The organism is Bordetella sp. BOR01 (assembly GCF_019218885.1).
GTDB lineage: Bacteria > Pseudomonadota > Gammaproteobacteria > Burkholderiales > Burkholderiaceae_B > Bordetella_A.
In genome coordinates this window covers 125,460-143,330 of record NZ_JAHUWT010000004.1, presented here as the reverse complement: position 1 = coordinate 143,330, position 17,871 = coordinate 125,460, and the positions used below count along the sequence as shown (strand labels likewise).

General features: G+C 63.6%; 16 protein-coding genes and 3 tRNA genes. 10 read left to right on the top strand and 9 right to left on the bottom strand.

Annotation, left to right across the window (positions count from 1 at the left end):
- Positions 1-21: 21 nt before the first annotated feature.
- Together rlmB and rnr are read right to left on the bottom strand one after the other, a co-directional pair.
- Entirely contained in the window at positions 22-759 is a 738-nt protein-coding gene (gene rlmB / locus KW845_RS22390) for a 23S rRNA (guanosine(2251)-2'-O)-methyltransferase RlmB (RefSeq protein ID WP_218371581.1), read from the bottom strand.
- Positions 760-886: 127 nt separating this feature from the next.
- A complete protein-coding gene (rnr, locus tag KW845_RS22385; RefSeq protein ID WP_218371580.1) occupies positions 887-3,364 on the bottom strand; it encodes a ribonuclease R in 2,478 nt (825 codons plus the stop codon).
- Between the two features lie 141 nt (positions 3,365-3,505).
- On the opposite strand from rnr, the gene KW845_RS22380 reads away from it, so the two are divergent.
- Positions 3,506-3,590, top strand: a tRNA-Leu gene (locus tag KW845_RS22380).
- A 109-nt stretch (positions 3,591-3,699) separates the two neighbouring features.
- Here the strand turns inward: KW845_RS22380 and KW845_RS22375 are convergent.
- Positions 3,700-4,368: a tRNA-uridine aminocarboxypropyltransferase gene (locus KW845_RS22375; RefSeq protein ID WP_218371579.1), complete on the bottom strand. Its 669-nt coding sequence runs from the start codon at positions 4,366-4,368 to the stop codon at positions 3,700-3,702.
- A 57-nt stretch (positions 4,369-4,425) separates the two neighbouring features.
- On the opposite strand from KW845_RS22375, the gene KW845_RS22370 reads away from it, so the two are divergent.
- Positions 4,426-4,510, top strand: a tRNA-Leu gene (locus tag KW845_RS22370).
- Between the two features lie 103 nt (positions 4,511-4,613).
- Here the strand turns inward: KW845_RS22370 and KW845_RS22365 are convergent.
- Positions 4,614-5,054: a GNAT family N-acetyltransferase gene (locus KW845_RS22365; RefSeq protein ID WP_218371578.1), complete on the bottom strand. Its 441-nt coding sequence runs from the start codon at positions 5,052-5,054 to the stop codon at positions 4,614-4,616.
- Between the two features lie 217 nt (positions 5,055-5,271).
- On the opposite strand from KW845_RS22365, the gene KW845_RS22360 reads away from it, so the two are divergent.
- Both KW845_RS22360 and KW845_RS22355 read left to right on the top strand, forming a co-directional pair.
- Complete coding sequence (locus KW845_RS22360; protein WP_218371577.1) at positions 5,272-6,558, top strand: arsenic transporter; 1,287 nt, start codon at positions 5,272-5,274, stop codon at positions 6,556-6,558.
- A 176-nt stretch (positions 6,559-6,734) separates the two neighbouring features.
- Positions 6,735-8,396, top strand: a complete 1,662-nt coding sequence (locus tag KW845_RS22355) for an FMN-binding glutamate synthase family protein (protein ID WP_218371576.1) — start codon at positions 6,735-6,737, stop codon at positions 8,394-8,396.
- Between the two features lie 31 nt (positions 8,397-8,427).
- Here KW845_RS22355 and cls read toward each other — a convergent pair whose 3' ends face one another.
- Both cls and KW845_RS22345 read right to left on the bottom strand, forming a co-directional pair.
- Positions 8,428-9,807, bottom strand: a complete 1,380-nt coding sequence (gene cls, locus KW845_RS22350) for a cardiolipin synthase (protein ID WP_218371575.1) — start codon at positions 9,805-9,807, stop codon at positions 8,428-8,430.
- 18 nt (positions 9,808-9,825) lie between these two features.
- Positions 9,826-10,413 (bottom strand): hypothetical protein, encoded by a 588-nt coding sequence (locus KW845_RS22345; protein ID WP_218371574.1) that lies wholly within the window; start codon positions 10,411-10,413, stop codon positions 9,826-9,828.
- A 250-nt stretch (positions 10,414-10,663) separates the two neighbouring features.
- Between KW845_RS22345 and egtD the strand changes: the two genes are divergently transcribed.
- The 5 genes from egtD to KW845_RS22320 all read left to right on the top strand — a co-directional run bounded on the left by egtD (position 10,664) and on the right by KW845_RS22320 (position 14,776).
- Positions 10,664-11,641 (top strand): L-histidine N(alpha)-methyltransferase, encoded by a 978-nt coding sequence (egtD, locus tag KW845_RS22340; RefSeq protein WP_218371573.1) that lies wholly within the window; start codon positions 10,664-10,666, stop codon positions 11,639-11,641.
- A 37-nt stretch (positions 11,642-11,678) separates the two neighbouring features.
- Positions 11,679-12,983, top strand: a complete 1,305-nt coding sequence (gene egtB, locus KW845_RS22335; RefSeq protein ID WP_218371572.1) for an ergothioneine biosynthesis protein EgtB — start codon at positions 11,679-11,681, stop codon at positions 12,981-12,983.
- Positions 12,984-13,098: 115 nt separating this feature from the next.
- Positions 13,099-13,175 (top strand) — tRNA-Met (locus KW845_RS22330).
- 672 nt (positions 13,176-13,847) lie between these two features.
- Positions 13,848-14,033, top strand: coding sequence for a hypothetical protein (locus tag KW845_RS22325; protein ID WP_218371571.1), 186 nt, complete (start codon positions 13,848-13,850; stop codon positions 14,031-14,033).
- A gap of 83 nt (positions 14,034-14,116) precedes the next feature.
- Entirely contained in the window at positions 14,117-14,776 is a 660-nt protein-coding gene (locus KW845_RS22320; protein ID WP_370628276.1) for an SOS response-associated peptidase family protein, read from the top strand.
- A gap of 27 nt (positions 14,777-14,803) precedes the next feature.
- Here the strand turns inward: KW845_RS22320 and KW845_RS22315 are convergent, their stop codons facing one another.
- From KW845_RS22315 to KW845_RS22305, 3 genes are all read right to left on the bottom strand, one after another.
- The gene (locus tag KW845_RS22315; RefSeq protein WP_218371569.1) at positions 14,804-15,163 is read right to left on the bottom strand and encodes a hypothetical protein; all 360 of its coding nucleotides are present in this window, start codon (positions 15,161-15,163) and stop codon (positions 14,804-14,806) included.
- Positions 15,164-15,318: 155 nt separating this feature from the next.
- A complete protein-coding gene (locus tag KW845_RS22310; protein ID WP_218371568.1) occupies positions 15,319-16,401 on the bottom strand; it encodes an AI-2E family transporter in 1,083 nt (360 codons plus the stop codon).
- Positions 16,402-16,468: 67 nt separating this feature from the next.
- Positions 16,469-17,161 carry a DUF3053 domain-containing protein gene (locus tag KW845_RS22305; protein ID WP_218371567.1) on the bottom strand — a complete coding sequence of 231 codons (693 nt, stop codon included), beginning with the start codon at positions 17,159-17,161 and terminating at the stop codon, positions 16,469-16,471.
- A gap of 189 nt (positions 17,162-17,350) precedes the next feature.
- Between KW845_RS22305 and KW845_RS22300 the strand changes: the two genes are divergently transcribed.
- Positions 17,351-17,719, top strand: a complete 369-nt coding sequence (locus KW845_RS22300; protein ID WP_218371566.1) for a hypothetical protein — start codon at positions 17,351-17,353, stop codon at positions 17,717-17,719.
- The last annotated feature ends 152 nt before the right edge of the window (positions 17,720-17,871 follow it).

The window sequence follows — 17,871 nt, the reverse complement described above, 5'->3', positions numbered from 1 at the left end:
GATCGACGCAGGCGGAAAAGTTTACTCCTGCCGTTGGCGCACGGCCTCGTAAAGGCAGACGGCACTGGCCACGCTGACATTCAGGCTCTCGACCGAGCCCAGCATGGGGATATTGACCAATTGGTCGCAGGTTTCGCGCGTCAGGCGCCGCATGCCTTCGCCCTCGGCGCCCATCACCCAGGCCAGCGGCCGGCGCGCGTCGACGGCATGCAGGCTGGCGGTGGCCTGGTCATCGGTGCCCACGACCCATACATCCCGCTCTTTCAGGGCGCGCAGCGTGCGCGCCAGGTTGGTCACAGTGATGTAGGGCACCGTATCGGCCGCGCCGCAAGCCACCCGCTGCACAGTGCTGTTGAGCCCTACCGCGCGGTCGCGCGGCGCGACCACCGCGTGCACGCCGGCGGCATCGGCGGTGCGCAGGCAGGCCCCCAGGTTATGCGGGTCGGTGACCCCGTCGAGCACCAGCAGCAGCGCCGGGCCCTCGATGGTGTCCAGCACTTCATCGACGTCCACCGCCAGCAGACGCTCTTCGGCCAGCGCCACCACGCCCTGGTGGCGGGTGCCGTGCGCCAGGCCGTCCAGCCTCTCGGCCGACACCGGGTGCACGCGCCGCCCTGCCCGTTCGGCCTGTTCCAGGAAGGACTGCATGCGCTTGTCGCGGCGCGAGGCCTCGACATAGATGTCCTTGATCGATTCGGGCGCGTGCCGCAAACGCGCCACCACCGCGTGAAACCCCGCCAGTACTTGGGCCGACGCCATGAATATTCACCTTGTTGTGGATAGCAAAACCCCGGCCGCCTGCGGCCGGCCCGCCGGGGCGCAATGATGCAAACCCGGCGGCATCCGCAATGTTACTGCTTGCGGCAGGCCGGCGCCCGGCGCCGGCTTACCGGCGGCCGTGTGGCGCGGCCTTCTTGGCGGGAGCGTGCTTCTTGGCCGCGGGCGCCGGCTTGGCCGCCTTCTTGGCCTGGGCGCGCCGCTGCTTGGCGGTCTGCCCCTTGAGCGCGGCCGGCTTGGGCGCGGCAGCCTTCTTAACCTTGCGCGGCTCGTCGGGGTTGCGCGAGGCCGCCTTGCGCAGCGCGTCGAAGCTGGTGCCCTGGACCAGGCGGAACTCGATGCGGCGCGCTTCCAGGTCGACGCGCGACACCTGCACCTGCACCTTGTCGGTCAGCCGGTAGCGCATGCCAGTGCGTTCGCCGCGCAATTCGTGCAAGGCCTCGTTGAACTGGAAGTACTCGCCGCCCAGCTCCGACACATGCACCAGGCCCTCGACGTGCAGCGTATCCAGCGTGACAAACACACCGAAACTGGCCACGCCCGTCACCGTGCCGCTGAAGTCCTCGCCGACCCGCTCTTTGACGAACCAGCACTTCAGCCAGGCCTCGACATCGCGCGAGGCCTCGTCGGCGCGTCGTTCGCTGGCCGACAGCAGCAGCCCCAGCTTTTCCCAGGTGGCATGCTCGTGTTCGCGCTGCGTGCGGCCGATGACCAGCGGCTGTTCTTCCAGGCCCGGAACGTAGCGCCTGCCCGCCAGCAAGGCCTTGATCACCCGATGCGTCAGCAGGTCGGGGTAGCGCCGGATCGGCGATGTGAAATGGCTGTATGCCGGATAAGCCAACCCGAAATGGCCGACGTTATCCGGACTGTAGATGGCCTGCTGCATCGAGCGCAGGCACATCGTCTGCAGCAACTGGAAGTCGGGCCGGCTGCGCACGCTGTCGAGGAATTCGCCATAGTCCTTGGCGGTAGGCGCTTCGCCGCCGCCCAGCGATAAGCCCATCGTGCGCAAGAACTCGCGCAGCGAGGTCAGGCGCTCAGGCGTGGGGCCTTCGTGAATGCGGTACAGGCCCGGATGTTTGCTGCGACTCATGAAGTCGGCCGCGCAAGTGTTGGCGGCCAGCATGCATTCTTCGATCAGCTTGTGCGCATCGTTGCGCACCACGCCCACGATCTGTTCGATGCGGCCCAGTTCGTTGCATACGATCTTGGTCTCGATCGTATCGAAATCGATGGCGCCGCGTTTCTTGCGCTGCTGCACCAGCAGTTGGTAGAGCTCGTGCAAGTGACGCACATGCGGCATCACCGCGCCCAGCGCATGCGCCACGGGGCCGCCCGGCTGCTGCAGGGCCTCCCATATCTGGGTATAGGTCGTGCGCGCATGTGAATGGATGACCGCGTTGTAGAACTGGTAGGCCGAGATGGTGCCCGCCTTGGCGCCCGAGGCCGGAATCACCATGTCGCACACCAGCACCAGCCGGTCGACTTGCGGGTTCAGCGAACACAGGCCATTGGACAGGGATTCGGGCAGCATCGGGATGACCCGGCGCGGGAAATACACGCTGGTGCCGCGCTCCAGGGCGTCGTCATCCAGCGCGTCGTGGGGCGCCACATAATGGCTGACATCGGCAATGGCCACCAGCAGGCGCCAGCCCGGCCGCTTGCGCTGGCCGGTGCCCAGTTCCACCGGTTCGCAATAGACCGCGTCGTCGAAGTCGCGCGCGTCCTCGCCGTCGATCGTGATCAAGGGTACGTCGCGCAGGTCGATGCGCTCTTTCAGGTCGGCCTTGCGCACCGTGTCGGGCAGGCGCGAGGCTTGCTTGGCGGCGGGCTCCGAGAACTCGACCGGCACGTCGAACTTGCGCACCGCAATTTCGATCTCCATGCCGGGGTCGTCGATCTCGCCCAGCACTTCGGATACGCGGCCCAGCGGCTGGGTATGGCGGGTCGGCTGTTCCATGATCTGCACCGCCACCACCTGACCGTGCTGCGCACCGTTGGTATCGCCCGGCGGGATCAGGATGTCGTGCTTGATGCGCTGGTCTTCCGGCACAACGATGGACAAGCCGTGTTCGTGCAGGAAGCGCCCCACCAGCTTGTTGGTGCGCCGCTCGATGACCTCGACGATCATGCCTTCGGGCTTGCCACGGTATTCACCCGAAGGCTTGACCAGCACGCGGTCCCCGTGCAGCACCTTGAGCATCTCGCGCGGCGACAGGAACAAGTCGGGGCCGCCGTCATCGCGCAGCAGGAAACCGAAGCCGTCGCGGTGCCCCTGCACCTTGCCGGCCACGAAATCCAGCTTGGTGGCCAGCAGCAGCACACCCTTGCGGTTGGGCATCAGTTGGCCGTCACGCTCCATGGCGCCCAGGCGGCGCTCGAAACCGACCAGCGTGGCCGGTCGTTGCACTCCCATGCGCTCGGCCAGTTCAGCGGGCGACAGCGGCGATCCGGCTGACCGCAACGCCTTCAGAATGGCCTCTCGCGAGGGCACATCGGGGTCGAAGTCGGGGGGCGTTTCGGGCGAGACGGATCCTGATCTGCCGTTGTTATTGTTATGAGAATCTTTACTCGATCGTTTTGCCAAAGTTGGTAATCCTGTATATAATCTTTTGCTTCTGTGGTCTGCCCAAGGCTGATCACTGCGGCAAGACCGGATGGTAGTACATTGTGATGCGTCGCTAGTTGGTTGCAGCGTATCATACAAATCTGCAAGGTTTTGCTCAGTGCCCAGGTGGCGGAATTGGTAGACGCGCATGGTTCAGGTCCATGTGCCGCAAGGTGTGGAGGTTCGAGTCCTCTCCTGGGCACCACGGAATTCAGGCGGTTCGGGCCATGCCCGGGCCACCACCCCAAACCCCCGGCAACCGTCAGGTTGCCGGGGGTTTGTTTTTGCCGTCAGGCCTCCTCAGGGCGGGGCCTCTATTCACACTTTGCCGCCCGGCTGCCGGCACGCCGCACGTGGTCGCGCTGATAGCGCTCTTGCCCCATCGCGGCGATCTGCCCGGCCACCAATATCTCGAAAGGCTTGAGCAACGCGACGAACGAGTGCGGCGCCTCCAGTGCGTCCAGCGCCGCTGCCACGGCCTCTATCGTGGCAAGCGCCTGCGGGTGCCCGGCATGGCGCACCCGGTAGCGCGATAGCTGCCCGTCGGCCAAGGTCGCGCGCGGCAATGCCGCCAACCCGGGGTGCGCGGCCAGCAACTGGCGCGCATGCCGCCACGTGCCATCCGGCACCACCAGCAACCGCGGCGGCGCTTGCGCCGGATCAGCCGCGTCGGCGGGAGCCAGGACTTCGGCGCCTTCGCCCGGGAACAGCAGCCAGGGCTGGTAGCCGGCCACTTGCCACAAATCGGCATCGAAATGCCGGCCTACGTGCAGGCTGGCATTGCGCAGGCCCAGCACCGCCAGCCGTGCGGTATTCAGCGCATGGCGCGCCTCTTCCGGATGCTGCAGCACCAGCACGCGGGTACGACTGCCCAGCGACGGGATCCAGCTGCACAGGCAGTGCGCCAGCGGCCGCAAGCAGCGCCGACATGCCGGCCGCGCCGCCCGCTCGCCCAAGTTGCGCCGCGCCTGGAATGTGTGCATAATGCGCGTCCTCTGATGTTCAAACGCAATTAGACAACAACGCGCCCGAACAACAGCGCCCAGGTGGCGGAATTGGTAGACGCGCATGGTTCAGGTCCATGTGCCGCAAGGTGTGGAGGTTCGAGTCCTCTCCTGGGCACCAATTGCTACATCGCGACCTACCTGCGCGATGCGCCAGGAAAACCCCGATCGCTCGCAAGGCGTCCGGGGTTTTTCTTTGCCCGGCGGTGATCCCGAGGCCAGGCTCAGCCCCCCAGGACATGGGCCATGGCAATGTGGTTGATGCCGGCCTCGACGAATTCCTCGCCCTGCGCCATGAACCCATGGGCCTCATAGAAACCGCGAGCGTGGGTCTGGGCGTGCAGCAGCAACATCCGATGGCCATCGCCATGCCCCTGCGCGATCAGCGCATCCAGCACCTGCCCCCCCACCCCACTGCCGCGAGCCACCTTGCGCACGGCCATGCGGCCGATATGGCCATCGGGCAACAACCGGCCAGTGGCCACGGGCGCCCCATCGGCGCCATACGCCACCGCATGCACCGCCAACGGATCGTCATCGTCGAGTTCGATGTCGACCGGCACCAGTTGCTCTAGCACGAACACCTCGTGGCGCACGGCGTAGGCATCGTCGCGCAGGCGCTCCCAGGTTCCCAGGACGATACGGATAGTGGGCGGGATAGGCATGGCGGGTCTCCGGCAATAGTCGATAAAGGCGAGTGCCAATCAGGCACACCCGGATTTTCGCAGGCAAAGCGCCCGCCTGGAACCCACTGGCGCACAGTAGAATGGGCGCTCTTCAAATCCCCCGCGCCATCCTGCTGTCGACCATCCTGTCGGTACCGACGGTGTCACTGCTGGTCGCCTGGATCAGCACCTGCTCTCCTTCCCGAACTACGCCGCCATGCTGCTGCCCGCCGCCATCTTCATCGCCACGCTGACGTTCGTCATCTGGCAGCCACGCGGGCTGGGCATCGGCTGGAGCGCCACCGCAGGCGCAGCGGTGGCGCTGCTGACCGGGGCGGTCCAGCTCGCCGACGTGGCCGCGGTCTGGCAAATCGTCTGGAATGCCACCGCCACGTTTATTGCCATCATCATCACCAGCATCATCCTGGATGCGGCCGGCTTTTTCGAATGGGCCGCCCTGCACGTGGCGCGCTGGGGACGCGGCCGGGGCCACTGGCTGTTCGCGCTGATCGTGCTGCTGGGCGCCGCGGTATCGGCCTTGTTCGCCAACGACGGCGCCGCCCTGATCCTGACGCCCATCGTGATGGAAATGCTGCTGGCGCTGGGCTTCGGCCCCGGCGCCACGCTGGCGTTCGTGATGGCTGCCGGCTTTATCGCCGACACGGCCAGCACCCCGCTGGTGGTATCGAATCTGGTGAACATCGTGTCGGCCGATTTCTTCGGCATCGGCTTCGGCCGCTACGCCTCGGTCATGGTCCCGGTCAACTTCGCCGCGGTGGCCGCCACCCTCGCCGTGCTGTTCCTGTACTTTCGCAAGAACATCCCGGCTCGCTACGATGTAGCGCAATTGCCCGCGCCGCGCTCGGCGATCCGCGACCCGATCACCTTCCGCACCGGCGTGGCGGTACTGGGGCTATTGCTGGTAGGTTTTTTTGTCCTGGAACCCCTGGGCATTCCGGTCAGCGCCATTGCGGCCGCGGGCGCTCTCGCGCTGCTGCTGGTGGCGGGCCGCCAGCATATCGTGGGCACGCGCCGCATCATGCGCGAAGCGCCCTGGCACATCGTGGTGTTCTCGCTGGGCATGTACCTGGTGGTGTATGGGTTGCGCAACGCCGGCCTCACCGCCTACCTGACCGAGCTGCTCGAGAGCTTTGCCCGCCATGGCATCTGGGGCGCGGCGATGGGCACGGGGCTGGTGACAGCATTCCTGGCCTCGGTGATGAACAACTTGCCGGCCGTGCTGGTCGGCGCGCTGGCCATCGCCGACACCAGCGCCACCGGCGCCGTGCGCGACGCCATGATCTACGCCAACGTCATCGGTACCGACCTGGGCCCGAAAATCACGCCCATCGGCAGCCTGGCCACGCTGCTGTGGCTACACGTGCTGGCACGCAAGGGCCTGCGCATCACATGGGGGTACTACTTCAGGGTCGGCATCGTGCTGACCTTGCCAGTGCTGTTGGCTACGCTGGCCGCGCTGGCGCTGCGCCTGCACTACCAATAGTTATCAACAATAAATAATTCTATTTCCATAGCCATTTTCCACGCTGGCACTGTCGTCCCTCCCGGCCGAGCGCACGCCGGCCGCCTCGTTTTGGCAAACCGCCATCCAGCATGGCGCGCATCACGCGTGCCGCGTCTGGTGGTATGGTTGCCGTCATCCGCAATCAGGAGACGGGCATGAGCTGGATGGTCGGCCGATACACAAGCTTTGTTTTGGTGCTGCTGGGCACCGTCATCACCACCCTGCTGGCGATAACGTCGCCCGCCTGGCTGTGGGCAGCCGTGCCGTTGGGGCTGCTGACGCTGCTGGGCGTCTACGACATGATCCAAGTCCGCCATGCCATCCGCCGCAACTACCCGGTACTGGGCAACCTGCGTTTCCTGTTCGAATTCATCCGCCCCGAGATCCGCCAGTACTTCCTCGAAGACGACACGCATGCCGCGCCATTCTCGCGCTCACAACGTTCTATCGTGTACCAGCGCGCCAAGCAGGAGATCGACAAGCGCCCGTTCGGTACCCAGGAGGACGTCTACGGAGACCGCTACGAATGGATCAACCATTCGCTGGTAGCGGCGCATGTTGCCGACCCCGACTTCCGCGTGACGGTAGGCGGTCCCGACTGTACCCAACCGTACTCCATGTCGGCGTTCAATGTCTCGGCCATGAGTTTTGGCGCGCTGTCGGCCAACGCGATAATGGCCCTGAACGAAGGCGCGCGGCTGGGCAATTTCGCGCACGACACCGGCGAAGGCGGAATCAGCCGCTATCACCGCCAGCCCGGCGGTGCACTGGTCTGGAACATCGGCTCCGGCTATTTCGGATGCCGCGACGAAAGCGGCGCATTTTCCGAAGCCGCCTTCGTGCGCAACGCCTGTACTCCCCAGGTGAAGATGATCGAAATAAAACTGTCGCAAGGTGCCAAGCCTGGCCATGGCGGCATCTTGCCCGGCGCCAAGGTCACGGCCGAAATCGCCGAAGCGCGCGGCGTCGCCGCCTGGCAGGACTGCAATTCGCCGTCCAGCCACAGCGCATTCGACTCGCCGATCGGCTTGCTGCACTTTGTGGCGCGCCTGCGCGAACTCTCCGAAGGCAAGCCGGTGGGCTTCAAATTGTGCCTGGGCCATCCCTGGGAATGGTTCGCCATCGTGAAGGCCATGCTGGAAACAGGCATCACGCCCGACTTCATCGTGGTCGACGGCGCCGAAGGCGGCACCGGTGCCGCTCCCGTCGAGTTCGTCGATCATGTGGGCACACCCTTGCGCGAGGCGCTGCGCCTGGTACACAACACCCTGATCGGTGTGAACCTGCGCGACCGTATCCGGCTGGGAGCATCCGGGAAGATCATCACCGCATTCGACATGGCTCGCGTCATGGCCATGGGTGCCGACTGGTGCAATGCCGCGCGGGGTTTCATGTTCGCCATCGGCTGCATCCAGGCGCAAGCCTGCCACACGGGCAAGTGCCCCACCGGCGTCACCACCCAGGACCCCTTGCGCCAGCGGGCCCTGGTGGTGCCCGACAAAGCACAGCGCGTGGCCAATTTCCATCGCAATACGCTGCACGCGTTGGCCGAGTTGCTGCAGGCCGCCGGCCTGAGCCACCCCAGCCTGCTACGGCCCCACCACATTGCACGGCGCGTTTCCTCCAGCGAAGTACGCCTGCTGTCGGCATTGTTCCCTGAACTGGAGCCGGGCGAATTGCTGCGCGGCGAATTCCGCCACACCTTGTTCAAAGTGGGTTGGCCGATGGCGCGGCCCGACTCGTTCCAGCCTGCGCATGATGTGACCGTGGCCCTGGCTGCCATCCATCGGGCCCAGACGGCGGCAGCCACAGCCTGATCGGTGCGGGCGGGCCGCCGCTGCGGGCGATCTATAGCCAGCGTTCGAACAAGCGCGAAAAGAACTCCATGAACCTGTCATCGGGGCTGCGCTTGTGCCAGTCCTGCAACGTGACTTGCTGGGCCGCGGCCACGTCGCTATCGAACAGGGCCTCCATCTCGGCACCGAATTGGGGCCCCAGGATCACCGCGTTGATCTCGTAGTTCAAGGCAAAGCTGCGCCAGTCCATGTTGCTGGAACCCACCGTGGACCACACCCCATCGACCACGACAGTTTTGGCATGCAGCAGGGCATCGCGACGCTCGTAGATCTTGACACCGGCCTCGAGCAGGCCTTCATAGTGCGAACGCCCGGCATGGAACACCAGCGACGAATCGCTGAAACCCGGCAGCACCAGCCCGACATCCACGCCGCGCTGCGCGGCGTTTTCCAGCGCCTCGACGAAGGCCGGATCGGGCACAAAATATGCCATGGTGATGTGAATGGATTGCTGAGCGCTTTCAAAGGCCGACATCAGCGTCAAGTACACCGTGTAGCCATCGCTGCGATCGGGCTGGTTGGCCAGGATGCGCACCGTCAGGTCGCCTTGCGCGGCGATCTTCGGAAAAAAGTCCCGCGGCACCAGCGGCGGCCCCTTCTGGGATTCCCAGCCCGCCAGGATGACACGCTCGAGTTCGGCCACCGCCGGCCCCGCAATGCGTATGTGGGTATCGCGCCAGGGTTGCGCGTCGCGGCCACCGCTGGCCGGCCGCGAGCCCGACGAGTACACGCTGCTGACATTGATGCCGCCCAGGTAGCCGACCTTGCCGTCCACGACCAGCAGCTTGCGGTGATTGCGCTGATTGGGCGACCAACCCGCCCGCGCCTCGGCTGGATTCACCGGATTGAACACCGCCACTTGCACGCCCGCGTCGCGCATCCGGTCGAACAAGGCATCGGGGGTACCCAGCGTGCCCACCGCGTCGATCATGACGGCAACCGCAGCGCCGCGCCGATGCGCCGCGATCAACGCGTCGGCGAAACGCTGGCCCTCTTCGTCGTCGTCGAAAATATAGGTTTCCATATGCACGTAATGCCGCGCATTGTCGATGGATTCCAGCATGGCGCGAAAGGTGCCCGGCCCATCGGCCAACAGGCGTACTTCATTGCCACGCACCAGGGGCGCGCCGCTGATGGCCTGTTCGACAGCCTGGTGGCGGGCGTGGAAATCTTGCGAGCGAGCATCCGCATGGGCCACGATATCCCTGCCCTTTTCATAGCTGGACCAGCCCGTATCGGCCGATTGCCCGGCCTGCTGCTGGCGAAGGCGGCGTTCTTGCGCATCCGGGACAGAGGCGCACGCCGCCAGCGCGGATGCCAGCATCAGCCACGCCAGGTATTGCGCCGTACGTCCAAGATCGCCGGCCTGCATAGCTTTTGTCTCGTTGTGTCAGGGCTGCCACTGAGTGCGATGCGATACCGTCGTACGGCGCGACGACGTATTGCGGCGCCCCGACTCTCGATCGGTCCAGCGTCCGCCACGCCAGCGGCCATGTTCGCGGTCGACCTGGAAGCCGCCCGCATCGCGCAGCAGGCCCATGACTGCTTCTTCTTCATCTGGCTCGACATGCACGGCCAATAGCACCGCCTGCTCGACGGCGGGCACATTGTGTAGCCGCGCATTGCGTGCCGCCATCAGGCGCAGGCCTGCCCACCATGCACCGATGGCCGCCCCTGTGCAGGCACCCAGCACGGCACCGCCTATCACCGCGAAATCGCCGCGCACCAGGAACATCGCGGCCAGGGTGCCCAGCAGCGCCCCGGCGGCGGCCAGCGCCGCCGCGCGCCACGCCATGCCATAGCGCACATGGCCGGCCGGGGCCTCCGGATCTTCATCCCACGATTGGACCCGCCCCGTACGGCGCCCGCCCCGGAACAGGCTTACCGCCTCTTCCCGGAAACCTTCGGCAAAAAGGGCATGCGCCGCGCTTTTTGCCGACGGAACACTATCGAAACGCGCCACGATCATCGACGACATACGCAGTCCCTTGGCATATTGCTCTGGGCTTTATTCTGCTCGTACCGCCCCGTGCTGTCCTGTGGTTTCGCAACCAGCAGTAATGCGGTATTTCGGCCCCCCGCGGCGTGGACACACTTTCTCGCCAGCGCCACAGCCTGCTTGCGTTTCGTTAAAAAACATTGCAATCCGCGCGCGGGGCTTGACAGTGCGACGGGGTCAGCGGCCACAATAAGTGCCGCGCCAAGCGCTACTGCAAGGAAGCAACCGCATGGTCCAGCCCCGCAGCATGCTCGCCACTGCGCCATCCTCGTTCCTGGAACCCTCGCCCAATGCGGCCAGCCAAGCCCTCCAGGAATTGCAGGCTGGCCTGCTCGCGCGCCCAGCGCATATCGACCCAAAATACCTGTACGACCGCCTGGGCTCGAGCCTGTTCACCGCCATCACCCAGTTGCCCGAGTATTACCCCACCCGCTGCGAAGCAGAAATCCTGCGCGATCATGCCGCCGACATCGCCCGCCACGTGGGCACCGTGAATTCGCTGATCGACCTGGGTGCGGGCGATTGCGTCAAGGCCGAGCGGCTGTTTGCCGACCTTCGGCCAGGGCGCTATGTTCCCATCGACATCTCGGCAGACTATCTGCGCGGAGCCGTCCAGCGCCTGGAACATGCCCACCCAGGGCTCGAGATCATCGCAGTGGGCCAGGACTTCCATCATGCGCTGAATCTGCCCGACTGCATCCCGGCCGCGGGACGCCTGTTTTTCTATCCTGGTTCAAGCATCGGCAACCTGGATCCTGGCCAGGCCCTGGCAATGCTGACACGCATACGGGCTGCCTGTGCCGACGGCGGCCTGCTGGTCGGCATAGACCGCGTCAAGCCGCGCAGCATCCTGGAGCCCGCCTACGATGACGCGCTGCACCTGACCGCCGCGTTCAACCTGAACCTGCTGCGGCACGTCAACGGCATACTGGGCAGCGATTTCGATGTGCACGGCTGGAGCCACGTCGCCCACTACGACGAAGCGCACTCGCGCATGCAAATGTACCTGCAGGCGCTGGGCGATGTAAGCGTCGGTTGGCCGGGCGCACAGCGGCGCTTCGAAAGCGGCGAGCGCATCCATACCGAGAATTCCTACAAATACACGGTGGACGGCTTTCGCGACCTGCTCGTGCGCGCCGGCTACTCCCGCATCCAGCACTGGTCGGACACACGCGACTGGTTTTCCGTATTCAGCGCGCACGCCTGAACTCGCATTACGCTCTTCTACGCGACAAGATACCGCCATGGACCCCGCTTGCCTGCTCACCCAATCCGCTCCGCATCAAGATGCCACCGCGCCCAGCCTGGCACAGCGCTATAGCCGTGTGCGCGCCCAATCCCGGGCGCTGGCCGATCCGCTCAGCCCCGAAGACTGCCAGATCCAGTCCATGCCCGACTGCAGTCCCGTGAAATGGCACCTGGCCCACACCACCTGGTTCTTCGAAACATTCATCCTGGCGCGCTTCTTGCCCGCGCACCCGCCGTTTCATCCGAACTACCGGATGCTGTTCAATTCGTACTACAACGCCATCGGCGACCGCCACCCGCGTCCGCAGCGCGGCATGCTGTCGCGCCCGCCGTTGGCCGACGTGCTAGGCTATCGCGAGCACGTCGATGCGGCCATGGCCGAATTGCTGGCCCGTCCGGATGAAACCGACGCCGCATTCGCACAACTGGTGGTATTGGGCCTGAACCATGAGCAGCAGCATCAGGAACTGATCCTGACCGACATCAAGCACGCCCTGTCGCTCAACCCGCTCAGGCCCGCTTACGCTCGGGCCCGGCAAGGCTCGCTGCCCGCGGCCACGCCCACGGGATGGACGCGCTACGAAGGCGGTTGCGTACGCATCGGGCACGAGCCGCCAGGGTTTGCCTTCGACAACGAAGGCCCCGCGCACGAGGTGCTGCTGCGCCCTTTCCACTTGGCCGATCGCCTGGTGACGCAGGGCGAATACCTGGAATTCATGCGCGACGGCGGCTACCGCCGCCCGGAACTGTGGCTGTCGCTGGGCTGGGACCGGGTCTGCGCCGAACAATGGCGCGCACCGCTGTATTGGGAAGGCCAGAAAGACGACTGGCAGGTCTTCACGCTGCTGGGCATGCAGGCGCTGGACCCGCATGCACCGGTAACCCATGTCAGTTATTACGAGGCCGATGCGTACGCCCGCTGGGCTCGCGTGCGCCTGCCCCGCGAAGCCGAATGGGAACATGCGGCCCGCGCCAGCCAGCCCCCCCTGCACGCCAACCTGCTGGACAACGGCCACCTGCACCCTCGCGCGGCGCCCCAGCGCCCGGCCGCGGGCGGCCCGGTGCAGCTATACGGCGATACCTGGGAATGGACCAGCAGCGCCTACGATGCCTATCCCGGCTATGCCCCGCCCCCTGGCGCCGTAGGCGAATACAACGGCAAGTTCATGTGCAATCAGTACGTGCTGCGCGGCGGTTCGTGCGCCACGCCGGCGGGACATATCCGTGCCACCTATCGCAACTTTTTCCCGCCCGAAGCGCGCTGGCAGTTCTCGGGTATACGCCTGGCGCGCGACACCTGAAGGGTTTGCGCGGCAAGTTAAGGTCATGCTAGAATTTCGTTCTTTCCCAGGCGTCTGTTGCCTGGAAAGGCTCGCAAGATAGTACGAATTTTGTGCTTCATGCTTGGCACATTTTGGCGCATTAGCTCAGCCGGTTAGAGCGACGGAATCATAATCCGCAGGTCCCCTGTTCGAATCAGGGATGCGCCACCAGAATTCGAAGGCCCGCAATCGCTTGCGGGCCTTTTTCATTGGCTTGCGGTGAACGGCCACTGCCAAGCAGCGGCAACGGCAACGATAGCGGCAACTGCATCGACGAAGCCTTCCGCCTCCCGGCAGGTAACAAATCAATTCTTCCGCCGGACACAATTCGATTATCGATTATTAAGGCTGAGTAGCACAGGGCGATAATTACTAACGCATCTGCTATTTTCTTGTTGATTATCTGGATGACATTTTTATTATCTCAGGCTTGCGCCAGCCCCACATAAGTTACATTATATATCGTTAATTTACGTAACAAAACACCACTTTCCCTCTGCAGCCGAATCGCGCGGGATTGCAATTTTTTAGCCTAATTGACATTTTCCACCCCCTGCCTCTAACGACAACGTCAGTGAAGATGATGAATTGCCGCAACACCAATGATGCAAAAAAGTAACATAATTAATTAGAAATGTGCTGAGAATGACAAAAATATGCACAAACTCTCATCGAATCATCGCAAGTTTGAGCATTTATCGAAACCTGACGGATTGAGACTTGATGAAAATCAGAAAATCGGCCAATGTATAGCGAAATCAGAGAGACACACGCCTGATTTTTGCCCTGATATCGCGTTGACGGCGATACAACGGGTTACGAGCGTCAATGGGGAGGATTGTCATGTCGTATCCGCACTTCAAACCGTCCGACACTTACGATAGCCGCCTGTGCCCGGCCGAACTGCGAGCTGCCAAAACAGCCGTAGCATCGCGGACCATGGCGGCGAACTATCTGCGACAGCGCTCCACTGAAGAAGAGCTGGCGCAATACGTCCGCGAAAAGTACGCCCGAAAAGATCGCATCTAGGTTGCTTGCCTCCGGAAGACTCCATCCGACCGGGAAACAGGTTCGATCGCGAAACACACCGCCGAGCAACGTTGCACGCGATCATGGCGAACGCCCGCCTTTTCCTGCCTATTCACTGGCCAACCGCGGGAGCCAGCATGTGCGGCACAATCATTCAGAAATCCGGGCCCATGGATTACATGGAAGTCTTGTTCACTGGTCTCGACCCTGGCTCGCGGCGCTTGTCCCCTGCCTGGGAGGAAAGCACTGACTCATGCTCCCGGCCACTGGCTATCCATCGTCTCGGCGATATGCCGGCCATGGACAGATTCCACTGGGGCTATGCCCCTAGCTGGTGGAAGCGCCGACCGGTTGCCAACGCACCCCTGACTACGCTCCTGCGGGGCTCGGCAGTGTGGCGCCCGCTACTTTCACAGCGTGTGCTCGTGCCGGCCGACGGTTGGTACGAACCCGCCGAAGACGAGGGCAAACCCGGCCAATATATTCACGCATCGGATGGCAAGCCGGTATACATCGCAGCAATCACTGCTTGGCGCCCGGGTAACGCGCACGGCAAGCAGGATGGCTTGGCCATCATCACCGACGGCGGCAAGTACGACGGCCAGGAGCGGCCTGTCGTGTTGCCGGTAGATGCCGCCCGGGTCTGGGTGGATCCGGCCACGCCCATCATCAATGCCCTGGGGCTAGCGTGCACGCCCTGGGCAGACTCGTCCTTCCGCTGGCGACCCGCCGCGCTGCAATAGCGCGGTATCGCCGGCAGAAAGCCCGCCTTAGGCAGCCACTTTCAGATGCCGTTTTGACGGACCGCCCTTGATGCGCCGCAGCAAGCTGCTGGGCACATCCAGAACCAGTTCCGGTTCGCACCGCACGCTGACCTGCCCCGGCAAGATCCAGCTCTTGCCGTGGCGGCATTCGGTGTCCTGCAGATGCTGCGCCAGGCGCAGCGCGTCGAGCTCGGCACGGTCGCGGCCAGAACGCACCATGTCGCAAAATCGTGCAAAGCTGAACGCATGGGCGCCTTGGCGACCTATGACATCGGCGCAGCCACGAAACTCGCCAAAGCCGACTTCATGCACGCGCGGGCGTATGGAATAGCTCACCCTGGAAGCAAAAGCAGAAAAGGTATCCATGGCTTGATTCTCCCTGATGAAGTACCACAGGCCCAGGGTAGAGCAAAAACATGGCAGTTCCGCCGCGGCTTTGCAATCTTTGAAGAGGATTACCCGCCTGTTACAAAAGCCATAATTGACTACATGCGCCACTTCCTGGGCGCAAACGCCGGGAATCAGTGCCGATTGGAAGCGCCGTCAGCCGACTCCGCATCGACCAGATCAGACGCGAATAAGTCCCAACACGCGATGAACAATGCCGCGATCAGCGGTCCGATTACGAAGCCGTTCAAGCCGAACAGCGCCATGCCGCCCAGCGTGGAGATCAGCACCACATAATCGGGCAGCTTGGTATCTTTGCCCACCAGCAGCGGTCGCAGCACGTTATCGACCATGCCTATCACCAGCACGCCAAACAAAATCAAAGTCACGCCTTGCCAGATCGCGCCGGTCACCAGGAAATACACTGCTACAGGCGCCCAGATCAGCCCTGCGCCGATGGCGGGCAGCAGGGACAGGAACGCCATCACCACTGCCCACAACACCGGCCCCTGGATTCCCAGAATGTAGAAAATCACGCCGCCCAAGGCGCCTTGCATCGCGGCAACCGCGACGTTGCCTTTGACAGTGGCACGTATCACGGTGGTGAATTTGCGCAGCAAATGCATTTTGTGGCTGTCATCCAGGGGAATCGCGGCGCGCAAGCGCGCCGATAGCACGGACCCGTCGCGCAGCAGGAAGAACAGCAGGTACAGCATGATGCCGAAACTGATCAGAAACTGGAAAGTGTCCTGCCCGATATTGAAGGCCTGCGTGGCCAGGTACTGGCTGCCTTGCATCGCGCCGGCAGTGAGCTTGTCTTGCAAGCTGGTGATGTCCGCCATGCCGAAGCGCGTCAGCAGGCTGTGCACCGAGGCCGGCAGCGCATCGAGCACCTGCTGGAAATAGGCGCCGAAGTTCAGGTTTCCCGACTTCACGCGCTGATACAGGTTTGCGCCTTCCTGCACCAGCGAGCCGGTAATGAAGGTCACCGGTACGATCACCACCAGCAACACCAGCAGCAGCGAGGTCAGCGCGGCCAGGTTGCGCCGCTTGCCCAGCTTGGCGGCAATGCGCCTGTGCACGGGCGCAAAAATAATCGCCAGGATCGCGCCCCAGAACACCGCCCCGTAGAAAGGCCACAGTACCCAGCCAAAAGCAATCGATACCAGTATCAGCAACAGTATGAAGAAACGATAATACAGGCTAGACCCGTTCATGTTCGATCCCGTGCGCGACGATTGCCGCGTGAAGCGCAATTGTACAAATCCGGCATGACGGCTTGTATCACGCCGGTGCCAGGGCCCTCAGGCTGCGCTGCGCCTGGTCGATCGCCGAGGCATGGCCGTTCAGGGCTTCCAGCAGGCGATTCAATTCTTGTTGTACCGACGGGTCGCGCACTGACGCCGACTCGGCATCGATGACGATCTGTTCGCGATGCCGGGCAACAAAGTCCGCCACCCGCAAGGCGTCGTCCAGCGCCGCTGCCGTCACCGCCAGCAAGGGATCCAACTGCGCCGCACTGTGGTTGACGGCCCGTTCGTATGCCTGCGCATAGACTGGCTGCAAATCGGCCGGCTGCTCCAGCTCGGCGCGTTCAGCCTGGGCTTGCCGCAGCGCCTTGTCCAAACTGGTGCGCGCCTCGGACAAGGCCTGGCGATCGGCCAGCAAGTCATCATGCCGCGCCTGCAATTGCGCCAGCGAGTGCAGCTCTTCATGTTCCAGCGTGCGTGCCAGACGGTCTACCACCGAAGCTGCCACCGTGTCGAAATCGGCCAAGATGTCATAGTGCTCGGCATAATCGCCAAACGCATCGCGCTGCGCTTCATCCAGTGGAGGAACGGCCGCGCCGGGCGTATCAAGCACCTTGGCCTGCAACCAGGCCATGAATGCAACGCGCTGCTCTGGCTCTTTATTCACACAGCCGGCCAGCACCAGGCTGGCCACCAGTAGCCACATGAAACGAAACGCGATACGCATGATCCCCCCATTTACGCCGGCTGGCGCAGCGCCCGGCCGGTTCGGAACATTACCCCAACTGGCCCAGCCCATACAGCGCTTATAGGATTTGTTGCCTCGGAATCGATATGTGACACGGCAGCCGCAAACCGCCCCACCCCCGTCCTACAATGCTGGTTGCTCGTCTCGCATTCATCGATTTTGCCGACAATGACCACCACTTCCGATAATCCTTCCGCGCAAGAGCCCTGGGGATACACGCATCCCGAATGCCGTGGCGCCACGGCATTCCTGTTTTTTACCTCGGACCTGGCTCGCACGGTAAACCAGGAACTGGCCGGCACAACGCTGGATGCCGCGGCCCTCGAACAGGCGCAGCAGGCCGTGGATGCGCTGGTGCAACGCTACATCGACATCCAGGCCGCGCCGGCGGCGTTTGCCGGCCAACGCATCCGGCTCAAGCTCGAGGCCGCCGCGGGAACCGCCCCGCAAGTGGCCCTGGAAATGTCTGCCGAGCTGGAAGACCAGATTATCGAGGCGCAACGTCTGGCCCATCAGCAGGCCGCGACGCCGCATTGAGCCTTGAACGCGAAAAGTATTGCCAAAACAAGGATTTATCCGTATAATCGAAGGTTTGGCAGTAGAACAACGTAGGCAGTGGTTAGGCATTAGACCCTGTTGGTGCAGGTCACTGCAGGCAATTATTCGCAGGCTTGTCGTCCGTCCATGCC